16 protein-coding genes are annotated in these 18751 nt (G+C 73.2%); 11 read left to right on the top strand and 5 right to left on the bottom strand.

What is annotated here, in order from left to right; genetic code table 11:
* Positions 1-27: 27 nt before the first annotated feature.
* From ACZ7P3_RS27815 to ACZ7P3_RS27805, 3 genes are read left to right on the top strand one after another with little or no spacing between them, the layout of a single operon-like run.
* Entirely contained in the window at positions 28-1416 is a 1389-nt protein-coding gene (locus ACZ7P3_RS27815) for an MFS transporter (protein ID WP_472085779.1), read from the top strand.
* Positions 1413-1556, top strand: coding sequence for a hypothetical protein (locus tag ACZ7P3_RS27810; RefSeq protein WP_472085778.1), 144 nt, complete (start codon positions 1413-1415; stop codon positions 1554-1556). Before ACZ7P3_RS27815 ends, ACZ7P3_RS27810 begins: the two co-directional genes overlap by 4 nt.
* The gene (locus ACZ7P3_RS27805; RefSeq protein WP_472085777.1) at positions 1556-2941 is read left to right on the top strand and encodes a YcaO-like family protein; all 1386 of its coding nucleotides are present in this window, start codon (positions 1556-1558) and stop codon (positions 2939-2941) included. The genes ACZ7P3_RS27810 and ACZ7P3_RS27805 overlap by 1 nt, the downstream gene beginning before the upstream one ends.
* Before the next feature lie 171 nt (positions 2942-3112).
* Here ACZ7P3_RS27805 and ACZ7P3_RS27800 read toward each other — a convergent pair whose 3' ends face one another.
* Positions 3113-5008 carry an IclR family transcriptional regulator domain-containing protein gene (locus ACZ7P3_RS27800; RefSeq protein WP_472085776.1) on the bottom strand — a complete coding sequence of 632 codons (1896 nt, stop codon included), beginning with the start codon at positions 5006-5008 and terminating at the stop codon, positions 3113-3115.
* 186 nt (positions 5009-5194) lie between these two features.
* The gene (locus tag ACZ7P3_RS27795) at positions 5195-6553 is read right to left on the bottom strand and encodes a M6 family metalloprotease domain-containing protein (protein WP_472085775.1); all 1359 of its coding nucleotides are present in this window, start codon (positions 6551-6553) and stop codon (positions 5195-5197) included.
* Between the two features lie 335 nt (positions 6554-6888).
* On the opposite strand from ACZ7P3_RS27795, the gene ACZ7P3_RS27790 reads away from it, so the two are divergent.
* A complete protein-coding gene (locus ACZ7P3_RS27790; RefSeq protein ID WP_472085774.1) occupies positions 6889-7530 on the top strand; it encodes a TetR/AcrR family transcriptional regulator in 642 nt (213 codons plus the stop codon).
* A 193-nt stretch (positions 7531-7723) separates the two neighbouring features.
* Complete coding sequence (locus ACZ7P3_RS27785) at positions 7724-9262, top strand: MFS transporter (protein WP_472085773.1); 1539 nt, start codon at positions 7724-7726, stop codon at positions 9260-9262.
* A gap of 64 nt (positions 9263-9326) precedes the next feature.
* On the opposite strand, the gene ACZ7P3_RS27780 is transcribed toward ACZ7P3_RS27785, so the two are convergent.
* Positions 9327-9836 (bottom strand): MarR family winged helix-turn-helix transcriptional regulator, encoded by a 510-nt coding sequence (locus ACZ7P3_RS27780; protein ID WP_472085772.1) that lies wholly within the window; start codon positions 9834-9836, stop codon positions 9327-9329.
* Between the two features lie 122 nt (positions 9837-9958).
* Between ACZ7P3_RS27780 and ACZ7P3_RS27775 the strand changes: the two genes are divergently transcribed.
* The gene (locus ACZ7P3_RS27775) at positions 9959-10750 is read left to right on the top strand and encodes a dioxygenase family protein (RefSeq protein WP_472085771.1); all 792 of its coding nucleotides are present in this window, start codon (positions 9959-9961) and stop codon (positions 10748-10750) included.
* Positions 10751-10814: 64 nt separating this feature from the next.
* Here ACZ7P3_RS27775 and ACZ7P3_RS27770 read toward each other — a convergent pair whose 3' ends face one another.
* Positions 10815-11333 carry a GNAT family N-acetyltransferase gene (locus ACZ7P3_RS27770; RefSeq protein WP_472085770.1) on the bottom strand — a complete coding sequence of 173 codons (519 nt, stop codon included), beginning with the start codon at positions 11331-11333 and terminating at the stop codon, positions 10815-10817.
* Positions 11334-11524: 191 nt separating this feature from the next.
* On the opposite strand from ACZ7P3_RS27770, the gene ACZ7P3_RS27765 reads away from it, so the two are divergent.
* A complete protein-coding gene (locus ACZ7P3_RS27765) occupies positions 11525-12523 on the top strand; it encodes a sigma-70 family RNA polymerase sigma factor (protein WP_472085769.1) in 999 nt (332 codons plus the stop codon).
* Positions 12524-13112: 589 nt separating this feature from the next.
* Positions 13113-13817: a TetR/AcrR family transcriptional regulator gene (locus ACZ7P3_RS27760; protein WP_472085809.1), complete on the top strand. Its 705-nt coding sequence runs from the start codon at positions 13113-13115 to the stop codon at positions 13815-13817.
* Between the two features lie 17 nt (positions 13818-13834).
* Here ACZ7P3_RS27760 and ACZ7P3_RS27755 read toward each other — a convergent pair whose 3' ends face one another.
* Complete coding sequence (locus ACZ7P3_RS27755; protein ID WP_472085768.1) at positions 13835-14833, bottom strand: helix-turn-helix transcriptional regulator; 999 nt, start codon at positions 14831-14833, stop codon at positions 13835-13837.
* Positions 14834-14895: 62 nt separating this feature from the next.
* Here ACZ7P3_RS27755 and ACZ7P3_RS27750 point away from each other — a divergent pair, with 62 nt between their 5' ends.
* The 3 genes from ACZ7P3_RS27750 (at position 14896) to pfkB (ending at position 18335) form a co-directional block, all read left to right on the top strand.
* On the top strand, positions 14896-16419 hold the full coding sequence (locus ACZ7P3_RS27750; RefSeq protein WP_472085767.1) for an MFS transporter: 1524 nt from the start codon (positions 14896-14898) through the stop codon (positions 16417-16419).
* Positions 16420-16629: 210 nt separating this feature from the next.
* The gene (locus ACZ7P3_RS27745) at positions 16630-17391 is read left to right on the top strand and encodes a DeoR/GlpR family DNA-binding transcription regulator (RefSeq protein WP_472085766.1); all 762 of its coding nucleotides are present in this window, start codon (positions 16630-16632) and stop codon (positions 17389-17391) included.
* On the top strand, positions 17388-18335 hold the full coding sequence (pfkB, locus tag ACZ7P3_RS27740; RefSeq protein ID WP_472085765.1) for a 1-phosphofructokinase: 948 nt from the start codon (positions 17388-17390) through the stop codon (positions 18333-18335). The genes ACZ7P3_RS27745 and pfkB overlap by 4 nt, the downstream gene beginning before the upstream one ends.
* Positions 18336-18751: the final 416 nt, after the last annotated feature.

Below are 18751 nucleotides of genomic sequence, written 5' to 3'. Positions count from 1 at the left end.
CGCCGGCATGAGGTGCCGCCCACCGGATTGCGCGGACTTCCCGCCACCTTCTGGTGGATCTGGGCCGGCCTGCTGATCAACTGGCTCGGCGCCTTCGCGGGACCCATGCTGGCCTTCTCGCTCACCGCGGACCGGGGCTACTCCGCCTCGTACGCCGGGTTCGTCGTCTCGCTGCTGGGCCTCGGCTCGATCGCCGGCAACGCGCTCGGGGGCATCCTCGCGGACCGGGTCGGGCGGCGCGTCACCCTCGTCTCGGGCCACCTCTGGACCGCCGCCGCCATGGCGGCCCTCGGGCTGGTGCAGGACCGCACGGCCGTGGCGGCCGCCACCTTGGCCGTGGGGATCGGGACCGGGGTGGTGCGTCCGGCCGCGGGCGCCGTGCTCGCGGACGTGGTGCCGGCCGCGGACCGGCAGCGGGCCTTCGCCCTCAACTACTGGGCGGTGAACGCCGGAATGGCCGTCTCCGGCGTGCTGGCCGGACTGATGGTCGAGCAGGGCTACACCCTGCTGTTCCTCGCCGACGCCGGGACGACGCTGCTGTGTGCGCTGGTCGTCCTGGCGAAGGTCCCGGAAACGCTGCCCGGGCGTGCGGCGCCCGGCGCAGCGGGCCCGGGGGCGGTCCAGCCGCCCTCACAGCCGCCCTCACAGCCGCCCTCACAGGCGTCCGAGGCCAAGGACGGGGACGAGGCCAAAGGCAAGGCCGAGGATGAGGGCAAGGTCAGGGGCAAGGGCAAGGGCAAGGGCGAGGACGTACGGGGGACGCGGACGGCCGTCAGGGCCGCTCCGGTCCGCCAGGACCGGCCCTTCGTCCTGTTCACCCTGCTGACGCTGCTGTTCGCGCTCGCCTTCGAGCAGCGCTCCGGCTCCCTGGCCATGGTGATGGCGGCCCAGGGGCACTCTCCCACCGTCTTCAGCCTGCTCAACGCGCTCAACGCGGCGCTGGTGGTCGTCGTGCAGATCCCGCTCACCCGGCTGATGAGCCGGCACCCCAAGGGCAGGGTCCTGTGGGCCGCCGGAACCCTCGTCGCGGCGGCCTTCGCGGTGACGGCCTGCGCCGACACCGCGGGGCCGTACGTGGCCGCCGTGATCGTCTGGACGTTCGGCGAGATGCTCCAGGCGCCGGCGGCCAGCGCGGTCGTCGCGGAGCGGGCCCCGGAACAGCGGCGCGGCCGCTACCTGGGCATGTACGCCGCCGCCTGGTCCGGCGCCGCCTTCCTCGGCCCGGCCGGCGGCGGCTTCGTCCTCGACCGGTGGGGCGGTACCGCGCTGTGGACGCTGTCCGCGGTGCTCGCCGGCGCGGCCGGCTGTGGATGGCTGCTGCTCACCGGCGCTCAAGGCTTCCGCACGGCATCCGTCGTGCGGGAAGGAGGCGGGACACCGCTTCCGCGCATCACAACAGAGGGGAAACGAGCATGAACCAGCACCTGGTCGTCACCAACTGTGTCCCGGCCCATGTCGCCGAGGAGACGGAGCAGCTCGTCATCGAGAACTGCGTGCCGGCGCACGTGGGCGAGCAGTTCGTCGTCGAGAACTGTGTGCCGGCGCACGTGGCCTGATGGCCGACGTCACCGTGGCGGAGACCGGCCGGGGCGGCACTGTCCGTCCCGCGCCGGGCTCCGGCCCCGCTCCTTCCTTCGTCACGAGAACGCGCGTCCTGACCGGTGTCGGCGGAACCCCGCCGGGGCTGCACCTGGCCGTCAGCGACCTCGCCGATGCCACCGGCCGCCCCTGGCAGAGCTGCCTGCGGACCTTCGGAACATCCTGGGAGGGGCCCGAGCAGGCGCGCCGGTCCGCCGAGGGCGAAGCGGTGGAACGGATCTGCGAGGCGCACGCCCCCGCGCCCGGACGCCTCCACCGGGGCAGCTACCGCGAGTTGACCCGTCGGGGCCTGCGCGCGCTCCCTCCGCACCGGCTCGTCCTCTACTCCGCCCGGCAGTACGCGGCCCCCGGCTTCCCCTTCCGGCCCTTCGGGCCCGACTCACCCGCCCACTGGCTGGAGGCCCGGTCCCTCACGCACGGCACGCCGTTGCTGGTGCCGGCCTTCCTGGTGTACTCCGCCTGGTCACGCATGCCCCGGCCGCACCCGGAGCCGCTGTACGCGTTTCCGGCGGTGGGCGGCGTCGCCGCCGGGCCGACCGAGGAGTTCGCCCTGGTCAGTGGGCTCGAAGAGGTCATCGAGCGTGATGCGGCGGCCGTGTGGTGGGCCAACGCGCACCCCTTGCCCGCACTCCCCGCCGACGCGTCGCTGCTCCGCCTGACCGAGGGCGCGCAGCGGGCCTTCGACGTCCGCTACGGCCAGGTGGCGAACGAATTCGGCGTACCGGTCGTCGCCGCCGGCGTCCGCAGCCGTGCCGAGGGCTGGCTCACCTACGGCTTTGCGGTCCGCCCCGATCCCCTGGAGGCCGCCGCCAAGGCGCTGGCCGAGGCCTGCACCCTCCAGATCACCTGTCTGTCGCTGGACAGCCCTTCCGGGGTGCCCCACCCCGCCGGACGCCCCTCCCCGTTCAAGGACTGGCGCCGGGACCGCAGGTATCTGGACTCCTACCGTGCCGACGGGAGCGATGCCGTCGAGCAGTTGTGCCATGCGCAGCTCTACCTGGACCGGCGAGCGGCCGACCGGGTCGCCCCGTGGGCCTGGGCGCCCTCGGCCGGCACCTGGGCCGAGGTCCCCGCCCTGCCCCGGCGCGCGGCCGACGTGCTGACGGCTCGCGTGGCGGACGCGGGGTACGAGGTGCTCAGCGTGGATCTCACCACGCCCGAGGCCGCCGCCGCCGGTGTGCGCGTGGTCCGCGTCATCGTCCCGGGGCTGGTGGGCGCCGCACCGGCCGCCTACCCGGCGCTGGGCGGGCGGCGGATGCAGGAGGCGGCCGTCCGGCTCGGCTGGCGGGCACGGGCGGCGCAGGAGGAGGCGCTCAACACCTTCCCCATGCCGCACTCCTGAGCACCGGGACCGGCCTGGCGCGATGCCCGGCGTCCCGGGAGCAAGGGCGGTGCCGGGGCGGAGCCGGGCGGAAGGGCCGAAGGGAGCGGTGAGGGAGGGGAGCCGGGGAGGGATCGGAGCCGGGGAGAGATCGGAGCCGGGGAGGGAGGAGAGCCGGGGGCGGCGCCCGGTTCAGGCCGGCGGGATGCGGGTGAAGCGGGATGCCGTGTGCAGGTCCGCCTCGATGCGGTCGGCCGTGCTGCGCAGGGCGGGGAGGAGATCGTGGACGCAGTCCTTCAGGGTGCGGCGGGCCGGATGGGTGGCCACGTTCAGCGCCGCGACCGCCCGGCCCGCCCGGTCCCGAACCGGTACGGCGATCGACCGCAGTCCTGACTCCAGCTCCTGGTCGACCAGGGCGTAGCCCTGCGCACGGACCTCGGCGAGGGCGGGGGGCAGCGGCCCGTCGGCGTCCGCGAGGAGAACGCGGCCCAGGGAGGTCGAGGCCGCGGGCAGCCGTGCGCCCACCGCGATGTCGACGGTCAGGACGCGGCTCGCGCCGGCCCCGGCCGTGTACTGGATCTCCGCGTCCGTGGCCGTCCCCGCGCCCGGTGCCGGCACCGCCAGTGCCGTCGGCTCCCGCAACAGGCCGGCGAGGGCCCGGAGATGGGGCTCGGCCAGCCGCGGCAGCGTGGTGCGGGACAGGGGAGGGAAGCCCAGGTCCAGGACGCGGGGGGTCAGGGTGAAGGTGCGGCGGTCGGCGGCCGCGGTCACCAGGCCCAGGTACTCGTACGTGATCAGCGCCCGGCGGGCCGTCGCGCGGGCCAGGCCGGTCGCCCGGGCCACCTCGGCCAGGGTCGGCGCGGAGCGGCCCTCGCCGAACGCCGTCAGTACGGTCAGGCCCCGGGCCAGGGACTCGATGAACTCCCGGCCCAGCTCGTGCTTGGACACCGCCGTCCAGGCCGCGAGGCCCGAGGCCGCCAGGTCCGAGGCCGCCAGGTCCGAGGCCGCCAGGTCCGAGGCCGCCGGGCCGGAGGGCACTGGGCCGGAGGGCGGCGGGCTGGAGGGCACCAGGTCCGAGGGCTGCCGACTGGAGAGCACCGGGTTCGAAGACGGTGGGCCCGAGACCGACAGGTCCGAGGGCGCCGGGTCCGAGGGCGCCGGGTCCGAGGGCGCCGGGTCCGAGGCCGTCGGGGCCGAGGTCCTCGGGCCCGAAGCCCACAGGCCCGAGGGCGCGAGGCCCAACGGCCGCGGCTCCGCGGGCGGCGGCGGTGCCTCGCGCAGGTCGGCCTCCATCGCCGCCACCGCCGTACGCAGCCGCGGGAGCAGGGCGGCGCGCAGGCCGGACGCCGAGTGCCGGCTGGTGTGGCTCACCACGCTCACCACGCAGGCCGGGCGGCCGGTGCCCGGGTCCCGTACCGGTACGGACACCGCGACCAGCCCCGGTTCGATCAGCTGGTCGTCCAGCGCCCAGCCGTCCCGGCGGGCCCGTTCCGCCCGCTCCTCGAAGTCGTCCGCGGCGGGCAGGGTCCTGGGCGGTACGGCGGGGAAGGAGGCGTCCTCGGGGTCCTCGGCCCGCCGGGAGCGCCACCGCTGCCAGTCGTCCTCGCTCCACCCGGCCGCGAACAGCGGGCCGGGCGCGGTGCGTTCGGCCGGGAGCAGGTCGCCGATGCGGAAGCTCACCGACATCGCGCGGCGGCGGGTGGCCTGGTGGACGAAGCGGATGCCGTCCAGGTCGGCGACCGCGAGGGACACCGACTCGTCCAGTTCGTCGGCGAGCGCGTCGGCCCGCGCGCCCAGCAGTGCGGGCAGGCGCAGGGCGGCCAGGTAGGCGTTGCCGAGCTGCATCACCCCGGGGGTGAGGACGACGTCCCGGCCGTCGAGACGGACGTACCCCATGCGGGCGAGGGTCGCGGTGATCCGGTCGACCGTGGACCGGGCGAGCCCGGTGGCCCGCTCCAGCGCGCTGGGGCTCAGGGTTCCGCCCGCCTCGGTCAGCCGCCGCAGTACGGCGATTCCGCGGATCAGCGGCGCGACCGCCTCGGCCGGCGGCCTCCCGGCCACGTCGTGCGGTGCGGTGTTCGCGGGCATCGGCTCTCCGGTACGGCGTTCGGGCACGCCTACGGTAGTCCGGCCCGCCCGGCCCTCAGCCACCCCTCCCACCGCCGGACGGATCCCGGCCGGGCCCGGCGACGCCTCCTGCCCTCACTCCCTTGCTCCCTCACTCCCTTGGTTCCTCGCTCACTCACTCCCCCGGCTTTCCCGGCGGCCGCCGCGTCACCCGGCGCTCCCCTCCGGCCAGCGACGCGTCACGCGCACCTTGTACTCCTCGTCGGGGCCCACCCCCGCCACCTCGACCGTGATTCCGTGCTTGGGGTCCTTGAAGGTGTCGCCGGGGCCGAAGGGGGCGTCGGAGAGTTCCGTGTGGACGTTGGGGCTGCGGGTGCAGCCGCCGCTGTTGCGGTGGGCGTCGAAGACGGAGACCGGGCCGCGTCCGGTGTCCACCGTGGCGTCGACCTTGTAGATGAGGATGCCCGGCTTGCACACGTCCTCGTCGTTGCCCCCCGGCGCGCGCAGCTCCAGCGCGTACGTGGTGTGCGCGTCGACCGGCACCAGCACCAGCTTCCCGCCGCCCGCCCTGTACAGCGGCGTCAGCGTGTACTCGGCGGCGCCCTTCGCCGCGGCGCAGCCCACCTGGGCGGGGTCCAGCCAGCCCAGCTTCCACTTGTGCCAGCCGAGCAGGTCGTTGTTGGCCCCCCAGTCCTCGCTCATGATGTCCCAGTGCCCGACCGAGCCCCCGCCCTCCTGGGTGTACAGGTCGGGCAGCCCGAAGGTGTGGCCGTTCTCGTGCGGCAGCACCCGGTAGCCGGTACGGGCGTAGGAGCCGGAGCCGTCGTCCTGGCGGGAGTAGACGAAGGACGCGTTGGCGACCGGGGTGCCGTCGGCGACCGGGGCGTCGGCGTTGCCGGCGAAGGTCACGGACAGCACCGTGTCCAGGGCGGAGGGGCCGGCGTTCGGGGTGATCAGCACGTTCAGCAGGTCGTACGAGCGGAAGTCCACGTCCGGATCGGCGGCGGCCACGATGTCCTGCACGAGCTGCCGGTACCCGGGGTCGAAGGGGGCGCCGCGCTCTATGTCGTACTCCTTGAACGGTTTCGGCATGCGCAGCCAGGAGGTGATGGGGGTTTCGGGGCGGTAGTCGAGACGGCCGTACGACGCCCTGTGGAACCACTCCTGGGTCTTCGGGAAGAACTCGTGGAAGCGGTCGAGCGCGCTGCCCTGTCCGGGCGCGTCGGAGAAGTCGACCATCAGGGTCAGGGCGTGGACCGTGCCGGTGGAGCGGGAGTAACCGGCCGGGGTGGGGACGCCTTCCGTCATCTGTACGTCGGGGCCGCCGTGGATCATGCAGGGGGAGAGGGCGGAGGAGCGGGCCAGGCCGATGGGCCCGGCGGTGGTGGGCGCCGGCAGATGTCCGGTCCCGGCCGAGGTGCTGACCGCGAGGGTCAGGAGGGTCACCGCGGCGAGGGCGGCCACCCGGCGCCGGCATATGCGGCACGGGCGTATGCGGCGCCCGCGGGTGCGGCACGGGCGGACACGGCGCGGGCGTATGCGGCGGCGGGGCTTCTGCGGCTGCATGCATGGACCTCCCGCTCCACGGCAGCCGCCGTCGGCGGCGACGCCGCCCCGGTCTCCGGCTGCCCCCTTGCGATCACCCTGTGTCAACAGGGCGGAGGGCGCGCGCTGGAGGAGACCGATCGTGGGAATACCGCGCGAGCGGGTGTGAAACACCGCCATGGGTCCGACTCGGGCATATGTGGCCCAGTTCACAGAGATTCTTTCCGGCGGCGGGAAATATCCGGGGAACCTCTCCCCGTTTAGACCTTTGTCCGAGCGAAACGGGGAGTGCCTCCCCGGATCGCCCTCCTCAGCTTCCTCACGTTCCACGACTCGATCGACTCAAGGAGTACGCCGTGCAGACCGCGACCCCCGTGCGCAGGGTGACCCGGCCCCGCGCCGACGCCCTGCGCAACCGGGAGCGGATCGTCACCGCCGCCCGGGAGATGTTCGTCGAACACGGCCCCGATGTGCCGCTCGACGAGATCGCCCGCCGGGCCGGCGTCGGCAACGCCACGGTGTACCGCAACTTCCCCGACCGTGACGCCCTCGTCCGCGAGGTCGTCTGCTCCGTGATGGGCCGTACGGCCGAGGCGGCCGAGCAGGCCCTCGCGGAGACCGGCGACGCGTTCGCCGCGCTGGAGCGTTTCGTGCACGCCGCCGCCGACGAGCGGATCAGCGCGCTGTGCCCGATGGTCTCCAGCACCTTCGACCAGTACCACCCCGACCTGGAAGCGGCTCGGGAACGGATCGAGCAACTCGTCGAAGAGGTCATGCGCCGCGCCAAGGCGGCGGGCCGGCTCCGGGCCGATGTGGGGGTCGGCGACCTGCTGATCGTCGTGGCCCAGCTCAGCCGGCCCCCGGCCGGTACGGACTGCCTGTTCAGTGACCGCTTCGTCCACCGTCATCTGCAGCTCTTCCTGGACGGACTGCGGGCCCCGGCCCGCTCCGCCCTGCCCGGCACGGCCGTCACCATGAAGGAGCTGCGTCAGCTCTGAGCGCTTCCCGATCCCGTCCGCCCGCGTCCTAGCCATCGCGAGGGCGACTCCGACCACGACCGACGCGACCGATGAGTTCCGCACGACGCACCGGTCCAACGACACACACGCCGCCCGACGACTCGTACACGCCGCCCGACGACCGACACGACCTGCTCTTTTTCCGTCACGAAGTCCCGAAGTGGGTACCTCCATGTCCGAATCAGCCCTCAAGGCTCCCGGCGCCGCCGCACCGAGCGGCGACGCCAACCGCTGGAAAGCGCTCGTCTTCATCGCGCTCGCCCAGCTGATGGTCGTCCTCGACGCCACCATCGTGAACATCGCCCTGCCCTCCGCCCAGACGGACCTGGGCATATCCGACGGCAACCGGCAGTGGGTCGTCACGGCCTACGCCCTCGCCTTCGGCGGCCTGCTGCTGTTCGGCGGCCGGATCGCCGACCTGTGGGGCCGCAAGCGCGCCTTCGTCATCGGCCTGACCGGCTTCGCCGCGGCCTCCGCGCTCGGCGGCGCCGCCACCGGCGGCGCGATGATGTTCGGCGCCCGCGCCCTCCAGGGCGTCTTCGGCGCCATGCTCGCCCCCGCCGCGCTCTCCCTGCTCGCCGTGATGTTCACGGACGCCAAGGAGCGCGCCAAGGCATTCGGTATCTACGGCGCGATCGCCGGTGGCGGCGGTGCCGTCGGCTTCATCCTCGGCGGTGTGCTGACCGAGTACCTGGACTGGCGCTGGACGTTCTTCGTGAACATCCCGTTCGCCATCGTGGCCGCGCTGGGCGCCTACTTCGTCATCCGTGAGCCGGAGGGCGGCCGCAACCGCTCCCCGCTGGACCTGCCGGGCGTGGTCCTTTCCACCCTCGGCCTGGTCTCGCTCGTCTACGGCTTCACCCGCGCCGAGTCCGACGGCTGGGGCGACAAGGTGACCGTCTCCCTGTTCTTCGCGGCGGCGGTCCTCCTGGTGGCCTTCGTCGTCACCGAGGCCCGGGTCAAGGCGCCGCTGCTGCCCCTGCGCGTGGTCACCGACCGCAACCGCGGCGGCATCTACCTCTCCCTCGGCATCGCGGTCATCGCGATGTTCGGCACGTTCCTCTTCCTGACCTACTACCTGCAGGTCGTGAAGGGCTTCTCGCCGATCAAGACCGGCTTCGCCTTCCTGCCGATGATCGTCGGCATGATGGTCGGCTCGACCCAGATCGGCACCCGCCTGATGACCCGGGTCCCGGCCCGGCTGCTGATGGGCCCGGGCTTCCTGGTCGCCGCGTCCGGCATGCTCCTGATGACGCAGCTGGAGATCGGCTCGTCCTACGCCTCGACCATCCTGCCGGCGATGCTGCTGCTCGGTCTCGGCATGGGTACGGCGTTCATGCCGGCGATGTCCCTGGCCACCCTGGGCGTCGAGCCCCGGGACGCCGGTGTCGCCTCCGCGATGGTCAACACCTCCCAGCAGGTGGGCGGCGCGATCGGCACCGCCCTGCTGAACACGATCGCCGCCTCCGCGACGACCGCGTACATCAAGGACCACATCGCCTCCGCGGCCTCCAAGCCGCAGCAGCAGCTGGTCCAGCTGCAGGCCCAGGTGCACGGCTACACCAACGCCATCTGGTTCGCCGTCGGCATGCTGGTGCTCGCCGCGGTGATCGTCGTGACCTTCGTCAACGCCGGCCCTCAGGACAGCACCCCCACGGCCTCCGCCGACGGTGTCGAGGGCGAGATCCTGTTGCCGGCGGTCGCCCACTGAGGGACCGGTGCACCGGGACGGTGAGCCACCGGGCCGCTGGACCGCCGGGACGAGGGACCTGCTCTCAGCGCAGCCAGGGCAGGTCGGCACCCGCTTCGTTGGGCTGAAGGCCCTCGGCGACGATCTCCATGATCTCGCCGAGGGTCTTCTGCTGTTCCGGGGTCAGCCGCTCGAACAGGGCCTGCCGAACGGCGGCCACATGGCCGGGCGCGGTGCGCCGCAGCACCTCGGCGCCCTCCTCGGTGAGCACCGCGAACTGGCCGCGCTTGTCGGAGGGGCAGTCCTCGCGGCGGACCCAGCCGCTCTTCTCCAGGCGCGCGACGGCGTGCGACAGCCGGGAGCGGGTGATCTTCGACCTCATCGCCAGCTCCGTCATCCGCAGCCGGCGGCGCGGCGCCTCGGCGAGGCCGACGAGGAGCCCGTAGTAGATGTGCGGCATGCCCGCGTCGCGCTGCAGCTGCCGGTCGAGGTGGTCCTCCAGCAGGGTGGTGGCGTGCAGATAGGAGCGCCAGACGCGCTGCTCCTCGTCGGTGAGCCAGCGGTGCCGGTCGGCGGAGTCCGTTGCCGAATTCATGTGTCCCACTGTACGGGGCATCTCCTTGAAACTTGAACAAGTCGGACGTATGCTGACGGCGAAGCTTGAGAGTTAAAGCATCAGCAGCGTCCGAAGCATCCGAAGCACGGGGAGCCGCCGTCATGTCCGCCGCCACCCAGGAGCGCATGCCCGCTCTCTACCTCAGTCATGGCGCCCCGCCGCTCGCCGACGACCCGGTCTGGCCCGGCGAGCTGGCCGCCTGGTCCGCCGCCCTGCCGCGCCCCCGGGCGATCCTGATGGTCTCCGCCCACTGGGAGGAGGCCCCCCTCGCCCTCGGTGCCACCCGGACCGTCCCCCTCGTCCACGACTTCTGGGGCTTCCCGGAGCACTACTACCGGGTCCGGTACGCCGCCCCCGGCGCGCCCGGGCTCGCCGAGTCCGTCCGCAGGCTGCTGCGCGCCCCCGGCGTCCCCGTCCAGGACATCCCCGACCGCGGCCTCGACCACGGTGCGTACGTCCCCCTGGTGGAGATGTTCCCGGCCGCCGACATCCCGGTCCTGCAGATCTCCCTGCCCACCCTCGACCCGGTCCGGCTGATGGACATCGGCCGCAGGCTCGCCCCGCTGCGCGACGAAGGCGTGCTGATCGTCGGCTCCGGCTTCTTCACGCACAACCTGGCCGCGCTGCGGTACGCGGGCGACGGCGTGCCGAGTTGGTCGTCCGAGTTCGACGACTGGGGCCGGCGGGCGCTGGAGGCCCGTGACTGGGACGCCCTGCTGGACTTCCTCCACAAGGCCCCGGCCGGCCGTTACGCCCATCCGCGCACCGAGCACTTCGCCCCGCTCTTCGTGACCATGGGCGCGGCCGAGGCGGGCGGCGAGCTGGATGCGCAGAAGTCGGTGATCGACGGGTTCTGGATGGGGATGGCGAAGCGGTCGGTGCAGTTCGGCTGAGCCGTGGGGCGGTTCGGCTGAGCCGTGGAGTGGATCGGTCGAGTCGCGGAGCGGTCCGGCCGGCCTACAGGTCCTTCTCGTACCAGGCCACGTCCCAGTAGCGGCCGAACTTGCGCCCGACCTCCCGGTGGGTGCCGACGTGCCGGAAGCCGAAACGGGCGTGCAGCCGCCCGGAGGCCCGGTTGGGCTGGGCGATGCCGGCGTAGGCACGGTGCACGTCCTCGCCGGCCAGCGCCTCGAAGAGGGTGTCGTAGAGCAGGGTGCCGATCCCGCGGCCGCCGGCGTCCGGGGCGACGTACACCGATGTCTCCACAGATGTCGCATACGCGGGCTTCAGCCGGTAAGGGCTGGATGTGGCGTACCCCAGAATTTGCTGAGAGTCCGTCTCCGTGGCAACCATCAGGCGGTATGGCCCGTCTTCCGGGTGGGAGAGCAGCCAAGGGCGGCGCTCCTCCGCAGTGAAGACCGCCGTGTCGAAGGTGATGACCGTCTCGCGTACGTAGTGGTTGTAGAGGGCGGTGAGGGCATCGAGATCGCTCTCGACTCCCGCCCTGACCTGCACCTCTGTACGTCCGGACGACATCACGCCTCCCCGTGTGGCGGACAGGGTACTGCATGATCAGAAAAATAGGGGAGCGGGTTGGGAATTCTGTCCGGATTCCAGTCGTTGTTTCCCACGGACGCAGGGCACTCAAGGAGAGTCCCAGAGACAGTCCCGGAGTGCCGAGCGTTCGACAGGACCACCCGCCAGCCCACCATCGCAAGGGAGCACGCATGGCAACCCGTGCCGTCGCCCGTCGTCAGTCCGCCACCGGCGAGACGGCCGACTCGGCAAGCAGTGTTCGCGTCCATGGCGGCGAGATCGCCGACCGCGACCTGGTCGGCATGTACCTCGACGAGATCGCGCGTACGCCGCTGCTCGACGCCGCCAAGGAAGTCGAGCTGTCCCAGACCATCGAGGCGGGCGTGTTCGCACGGCAGGTCCTCGACGGCTTCGAGGACACCGAGGCGGATGCCACCCGCGAGGAGCTGGAGGCTCTCGTCGCCGAGGGTGAGCGGGCCAAGGACGTCTTCATCCGCTCCAACCTCCGCCTGGTCGTGGCGGTGGCCCGGCGCTACCCGCGCAGCGGCCTGCCGCTCCTCGACCTGGTCCAGGAGGGCAACGCCGGTCTGGTGCGCGCCGTCGAGAAGTTCGACTACCGCAAGGGCTTCAAGTTCTCGACGTACGCCACCTGGTGGATCCGGCAGGCCATCACCCGCTCCATCGCCGACCAGTCCCGCACGATCCGGCTCCCCGTCCACCTGGTGGAGGAGCTGGGCCGCATCCGCCGTGTCCAGCGCGAGTTCAACCGCGAGCGCGGCCGCGAGCCGGAGCCCGCGGAGATCGCCGCCGAGCTGGGCTCGACGCCGGAGCGCGTGACCGACGTGCTCGACTGGTCCCGTGACCCGGTCTCGCTGAACATGCCGGTGGACGACGACGGCGACACCCAGTTCGGCGACCTCCTCGAGGACACCTCCGCGGTCTCCCCGGAGCAGTCGGTGCTCACCCTGCTGCGCAGCGAGGAGCTGGACGATCTGATCGGCCGCCTGGACCAGCGCACGGCCTCGATCATCAAGATGCGGTACGGCATCGACGACGGCCGTGAGCGCACCCTGACCGAGGTCGGCAAGGAGCACGGCCTGACCCGCGAGCGCATCCGCCAGATCGAGAAGCACGCGCTGCTCGAACTGAAGAAGCTGGCCCGCCAGACCGGCTTCGACGCGGCGGCGTAGCCGGGCGTACGACCGTTTCGACCGCGTACGCCCGGTGCCCGAAGACGGCGCAAACATGGCGCGCTAGCGTCGCTTCAACCCCCGGGCCCGAGGGAACAACCCTTCCGGGCCCAGGAGTTGGGCTCCCAGGAAACCGCACTCCCCCTCCCGCACCACCCGGTCCCCCCACCCGGACCACCAGGTACGACCCCGTGAGTCACCCCGTATGAGCCACGTCCCGACGCACATCCCCCCCGGCGCCGGGACCTTCCAGAGCCGGGCTTCGGCGCCTACCCCCCCCAGGCGCCGGAGCCCGGCTTTTTCCTGGCTGCGGGGTGCCGCCGGGTGCCGCCGGGTGCTGCGGGGTGCTGTGGGGTGCTGTGGATTGGATGTCCGAGAGGCGCGAGGGTCCGCGAAACCGGCGGACACGCTGGAGAGGCGGGCCACCCCGTACCTGAACCCCGGGGTGGCCCGCCGAATGGCAGATTCTGCCACACCGGCATAGCCTGCCGAGGTGAGCACCCCCCGCACCACCGGCACCACCGCCCACCAGTCAGTTTCGGCCTCCGCCCCGGCGTCCCTCACGGAACGCCGCAAGGCGGAGACCCGCATGGAGATCGCCCGCGCGGCGGCCGCCCTCTTCGTCCGCCAGGGCCTGCGCGCCACCCGCGCCGAGGACATCGCCCAGGCGGCCGGCATCGCGCCGCGCACCTTCTACCGCTACTTCGCCTCCAAGGAGGAGGCGGTGGCCCCGCTCTACGCGGCCGGCGCCGAGCGCTGGATCCAGGCGGTCCGCGAGGCCCCGCCCGCCCTCACCGTCCCCGAGGCCCTGCGGCACGCGGTCGACCACACCCTCACCCCCGGCATCGGCGTCTCGGCGTCGTCCTGGGAATGGGTCCGCACCCTGATCCGCCTGGCCGACGCGAGCCCGGCCCTGCGGAAGGTCTGGGCCGAGGTCTGCCAGGCCTCCGAGAGCACGCTCGCCGAAATCCTCGCGGAGCGACTGGCCCCGGAGGGGGAGGCGGCGGCTGCGGAGACGGATGCGGCGGAGGCGGAGCCCGGGCAGGGCGCGGCGGTGGAGGCGGAGCCGGGGGAGGACGCGGCGGGGGAGAGCCCGGCCGACAACGTTGCCGCTCCGGCACCGGTCGGCGCGCCCCTCCGCTTCGCCGCGGCGGTGGCCGGCGCTGCGGTCCGCGTGGCCGTCGAGGGCTGGGCGGCCACCACGGCCCCGCCCACGGGCCCCACGGGCCCGGCAGCCCTGGCCCTGCGCAACCTGGAGGCCCTGGGGGACTTCGGATGGGGGCGGGAGCCGTAGCGGAGGGCCCCGGCCGGCTAGCCCCCCGCCGCCCCCGAGCCGGCCCGGCTCAGCCGGCCCCCCAGCTCCCGTACGCACTCGACCAGTTCGTCCGGCCCCCGCACCGCGAACTCGCACCCGACCATGGCCAGCCGCGCCGCCATCCACTCCACGGGATCCCCGCTGCTCCCCCGCAGCACGCACCCGCCCCGCGCGCCGTCGCCGCCCCCGTCGCCCACCGCCTCCGGCACCCCGATCCACCCCGGCACCCGCGACGAGACCTGCTCCACCGGCCCGGCGAACCACACCTCGAACTCATAGGTCTCCCGGGGCCGCCGGATCGACCGCCGCAGGAACTCCGCCGCGCTCTCCGCCGGCAGCTCCCGCGGAGCGAACCGCATCCCGGTCGCGAACGGCTCCGTCACCCGGTCGACCCGGAACGTCCGCCAGTCCTCCCGCCCGAGGTCGTAGGCGACGAGGTACCAGCGCTGCCCCGTCGACACCAGGCGGTACGGCTCGGTCAGCCGCCGCGACTCGCCCCCCTCCTTGTCGCGGTAGGCGAACCGCAGCCGCTCCTGCCCGGCCACCGTCGACGCCATCACGGTCAGCGTCTCGGGCGCGATGCTCGCCCCGTCCCCATGGGTCAGCTGCGTCGTCGCGGCCTGAAGCGTCGACACCCGGTGCCGCAGCCGCGCCGGCAGCACCTGCTCCAGCTTCGCCAGCGCCCGCACCGACGCCTCGTCCACCCCCTCCACCGCGTGCCCGGCCCCCGCCCGCAGCCCGACCACGATCGCCACCGCCTCCTCGTCGTCCAGCACCAGCGGCGGCATGGCCTTGCCCGCGACCAGGCGGTAGCCGCCATCGGCACCCCTGTTCGCCTGCACGGGATAGCCCAGTTCCCGCAGCCGGTCGATGTCCCGCCGCACGGTCCGGCGGGACACCCCGAGCCGGTCGGCCAGCTCGCCGCCGGGCCACTCGCGCGGGGTCTGTAGGAGGGAGAGCAGCTGAAGGAGCCGAGCCGGAGTGTCCGTCGTCATACTTTCGAGAATGCCGTAGAACTAGGACACGACCTGACCTATTGCCTTCCTATCTTGAGGTCATGACCTCCCCGGAACAGACACTCACCGCTCAACAGGCCGCCGGCGACCGCCGCCGGTGGTTCGCCCTCGCGATCGTGATGACCGCGGCCTTCATGGACCTCGTCGACGTCACCATCGTCAACATCGCGATCCCCTCGATCCAGCAGGACGCGGGCGCGTCCCTCAGCCAGATCCAGTGGATAACCGCCGGATACGCCCTGGCCTTCGCCGCAGGCCTGATCACCGGCGGGCGGCTCGGCGACATCCACGGCCGCCGGCGGCTGTTCCTCATCGGCATCGCCGGCTTCACCCTGGCCTCCGCGCTGTGCGGCTTCGCCGCGAACCCGGAGATGCTGGTCGCCTCCCGCATCCTGCAGGGCGGCATGGCGGCGATGATGGTCCCGCAGGTCCTGTCGATCGTGCACGCCACTTTCCCGGCCCATGAGCGCGGCAAGGTCTTCGGCCTCTTCGGCGCCATAGTCGGACTCGGCGCGGTCTCCGGACCGCTGCTCGGCGCCCTGCTGACCGAGTGGAACCTGTTCGGCCTGGAGTGGCGGCCGATCTTCCTGATCAACCTCCCCGTCGGCGTCGTCGCCTTCCTCCTCGGCCGCCGCTACATCAGCGAGTCGCGCGCGCCGAAGGCGCTGAAGCTGGACCTGGTCGGCGTCGCCCTGGTGACCCTGGGCCTGCTGATGCTGCTCTACCCGCTCACCCGCGGCCGCGAGCTGGGCTGGCCGCTGTGGGGGTACGTCTCGATGGCCGGCGCGCTCGGCGTCTTCGCGGCGCTGGTGGCGTACGAGCGGCGCAAGGCGGCCCGGGACGGCTCCCCGCTGGTGGAGCTGTCGCTGTTCCGGGTGAAGAGCTTCGCCGCCGGTATCGCCGTCCAGACCGTCTTCGGTGTCGCGCTCGGCATCTTCTTCCTGGTCTGGACCCTGTACATGCAGATCGGCCTGGGCTGGAGCCCGCTGCACGCCGGCCTGACCGGTGTGCCGTTCTCCCTCGCGGTCTCGACGGCGGCCGGGATGTCGGTGCAGAAGCTGGTCCCGCGGTTCGGCCGCAAGGTGCTCCAGGCCGGCGCGCTGGTGATGGCGGCGGGCGTGCTCCTCTACCTCTGGGAGTCGCACCGCTACGGCCTCGCCATCGCCTCCTGGCAGATGGCGCTCCCGCTGGTCGTGATGGGCGCCGGCATGGGGCTCATCGTCGCCCCGCTGACGGACGCGGTGCTCTCGGAGGTGCCGCGCGAGCACGCCGGGTCCGCGTCCGGCCTGATCAACACCGTGCAGCAGATGGGCAACGCGCTCGGCCTCGGCCTGGTCTCGGTGGTGTTCTTCGGCGTGATCGGCGACCGGCTGACCCGCGCCCAGGTGGGCCCCGCCTTCGTGAACGGCTTCCAGCACGCGCTGTGGTGGGTGGCCGGTGTGATGGGCGTGATCTTCCTGCTGATGTCCGCGCTGCCCAGGCGGGCGGCCCAGCACACGGAGGGCGCGGAGCCGGCCGGGCCGGAGTTCGCGGCGCAGGACAGGGAGCCGGAATTCGCGGGGTGACCCCCGGCGGAGGTCCGTGGCGAGCAGCCGTCGACGAGCCCGGCGGCCACGGCCGCCGATGGCGGCCCTCCTCGCCGCCCACACCCGCCGCATCGTCGCCCGAAGTCCGTTTGTGTCCGGATGGAGCCCGGGGCTGTTTACTTTCCATAAATCCGGGCGTAGTCTCCAACTGAAACCACACGTTCGGGCATCAGTCGGAGGCGAACGGATATGTACGCACCGGAGCGGCAGCAGGAGATCCTCCGGCTGGCCCGTGACGGCGGCCGGGTGGACGTGCTGTCGCTGGCCGAGGAGTTCCAGGTCACCGCGGAGACGATCCGCCGCGACCTGAAGGCCCTCGACCGCGCCGGCCTCGTCCGCCGGGTGCACGGCGGTGCCATCCCGGTCGGACGCCTGGACTTCGAGCCGGACCTCGCCGAACGCGAGTCCACCGCCGCCGACGAGAAGGACCGCATCGCCAAGGCGGCCCTCGCCGAGCTGCCCGCCGAGGGCACGATGGTCCTCGACGCCGGTACGACGGTGGCCCGGATGGCCGCGGCCATCCCGCTGGAGGCCTCCCTCACCGTCGTCACGCACAGCCTGCCCATCGCCGCCCGCCTCGCGGACCACCCGGGCATCCAGCTCCACCTGGTCGGCGGGCGCGTACGGCACCGCACCCGCGCCGCCGTGGACGCCTGGGCCCTGCGCGCATACGGCGAGATCCGCGCCGACGTCCTCTTCGTGGCCGCCAACGGCTTCTCCGCCGAGCACGGTCTGACCACCCCCGACCTCGCCGAGGCCGCGGTCAAGCGCGCGGCGGTCGCCGCCGCCCGCCGTGTCGTCCTGCTCGCCGACTCCGCCAAGCACGGCCAGGAGCACTTCGCCCGCTTCGGCGACCTGAGCGACGTGGACCTGCTGATCACCGACAGCGGGCTGAGCCCCGAGGACGCCGCAGCCATCGAGCGCGGCGGCACGGAAGTGGTGCGCGCATGATCCTCACCGTCACCCCCAACCCGTCCCTCGACCGCACCTACGAGGTCCATGCCCTCAAGCGCGGGGAGGTCATCCGCGCCGAGACCGAGCGCATGGACCCCGGCGGCAAGGGGGTGAACGTCTCGCGCGCGGTCGCCGCCACCGGCCGCCGCACGGTAGCCGTCCTGCCCCTGGGCGGTGCGCCGGGCGCGCTGGTCGCCGATCTGCTCGACGCCCAGGGCATCGAGGCCGCACCGGTCCCGATCGCCGGGGCCACCCGTTCCAACATCGCTCTCGCGGAGGCGGACGGGGTGCTCACGAAGATCAACGCGCCGGGTCCGCAGCTGTCCCCGGCCGAGCAGGAACGGCTGCTGGACACGGTTCGTGAGCAGTCCCGGGACGCCGACTGGATCGCGTGCTGCGGGAGCCTGCCCCTGGGGCTCGCGCCCTCGTGGTACGCCGATGTCGTCACGCGGGCGCACGCCGGGGGCGCACGCATCGCACTGGACACCTCGGGGCGTGCGCTGCTGGAGGCCCTGCGCGCGCGGCCCGACGTCGTGAAGCCGAACGCCGAGGAGCTCTCGGAAGCCGTCGGGCGCCCCCTGACGACCGTGGGCGACGCGGTGAAGGCGGCCGAGGAGCTGCGCGGGATGGGCGCGCGCACCGTACTCGCGAGCCTGGGTGCCGACGGGCAGCTGCTCGTGGAGGACGGGGGTGCGTGGTTCGGCAGCGCGCGCGTGGACACCGTACGCAGCAACGTGGGCGCCGGCGACTCCTCCCTCGCGGGCTTCCTGATCGCCGGCGGCAGCGGTCCGGAGGCCCTCGCCTCCGCCGTCGCCCACGGCGCCGCCGCCGTGCAGCTCCCCGGCAGCGTGATGCCGACCCCCGCCGACCTGGACCCGGCCGCGGTGTCGGTGACGGCCGACGTCCCGGTCGACCGTGAACTGACGGAGCCGGTGTCATGAGCGCGCGAGGAATTGACGGGGCCGGTGTCATGAGTGCGCGAGGAACTGACGGGGCCGGTGTCATGAGCGCCCGAGGCACCCCTGTGGCCATGCCGCCGGCCCCGCTCCAAAGTGCCCAAGGAACTGACGGGGCCGGTGTCATGAGCGCCCGAGGAACTGACGGAGCCGGTGTCATGAGCGCCCGAGGCACCCCTGTGGCCATGCCGTCGGCCCCGCTCCAACCGCCGGCCCCGCTGCATCCATCGGCCCCGCTGTACCGATCGGCGATGAAGCGGCGGGGCTGCCCGTCACTCGCCGCGACCGCGGGCCGCAGGGGCGCCCCGGGCCGCTCTGCCGCCCCCGGGAGGCGGGTGCTCCCCGGCCCCGCCTCCGCCCGGGCCGCCGCTTCCCCGCACGGCACCCCCGGCCCCGCCTCC

The organism is Streptomyces sp. NPDC107581 (assembly GCF_055657175.1).
This window is presented reverse-complemented; position numbering and strand designations above follow the sequence as displayed.

Coding starts and splice junctions, on each gene's coding strand:
- ACZ7P3_RS27795 (WP_472085775.1), bottom strand. CDS start 6,553: ATGCAGCCGCAGAAGCCCCGCCGCCGCATACGCCCGCGCCGTGTCCGC.
- ACZ7P3_RS27755 (WP_472085768.1), bottom strand. CDS start 14,833: ATGACGACGGACACTCCGGCTCGGCTCCTTCAGCTGCTCTCCCTCCTA.
- ACZ7P3_RS27760 (WP_472085809.1), top strand. CDS start 13,113: ATGGAGATCGCCCGCGCGGCGGCCGCCCTCTTCGTCCGCCAGGGCCTG.
- ACZ7P3_RS27780 (WP_472085772.1), bottom strand. CDS start 9,836: ATGAATTCGGCAACGGACTCCGCCGACCGGCACCGCTGGCTCACCGAC.
- ACZ7P3_RS27770 (WP_472085770.1), bottom strand. CDS start 11,333: ATGTCGTCCGGACGTACAGAGGTGCAGGTCAGGGCGGGAGTCGAGAGC.
- ACZ7P3_RS27775 (WP_472085771.1), top strand. CDS start 9,959: ATGTCCGCCGCCACCCAGGAGCGCATGCCCGCTCTCTACCTCAGTCAT.
- ACZ7P3_RS27785 (WP_472085773.1), top strand. CDS start 7,724: ATGTCCGAATCAGCCCTCAAGGCTCCCGGCGCCGCCGCACCGAGCGGC.
- pfkB (WP_472085765.1), top strand. CDS start 17,388: ATGATCCTCACCGTCACCCCCAACCCGTCCCTCGACCGCACCTACGAG.
- ACZ7P3_RS27805 (WP_472085777.1), top strand. CDS start 1,556: ATGGCCGACGTCACCGTGGCGGAGACCGGCCGGGGCGGCACTGTCCGT.
- ACZ7P3_RS27745 (WP_472085766.1), top strand. CDS start 16,630: ATGTACGCACCGGAGCGGCAGCAGGAGATCCTCCGGCTGGCCCGTGAC.
- ACZ7P3_RS27810 (WP_472085778.1), top strand. CDS start 1,413: ATGAACCAGCACCTGGTCGTCACCAACTGTGTCCCGGCCCATGTCGCC.
- ACZ7P3_RS27800 (WP_472085776.1), bottom strand. CDS start 5,008: ATGCCCGCGAACACCGCACCGCACGACGTGGCCGGGAGGCCGCCGGCC.
- ACZ7P3_RS27765 (WP_472085769.1), top strand. CDS start 11,525: ATGGCAACCCGTGCCGTCGCCCGTCGTCAGTCCGCCACCGGCGAGACG.
- ACZ7P3_RS27750 (WP_472085767.1), top strand. CDS start 14,896: ATGACCTCCCCGGAACAGACACTCACCGCTCAACAGGCCGCCGGCGAC.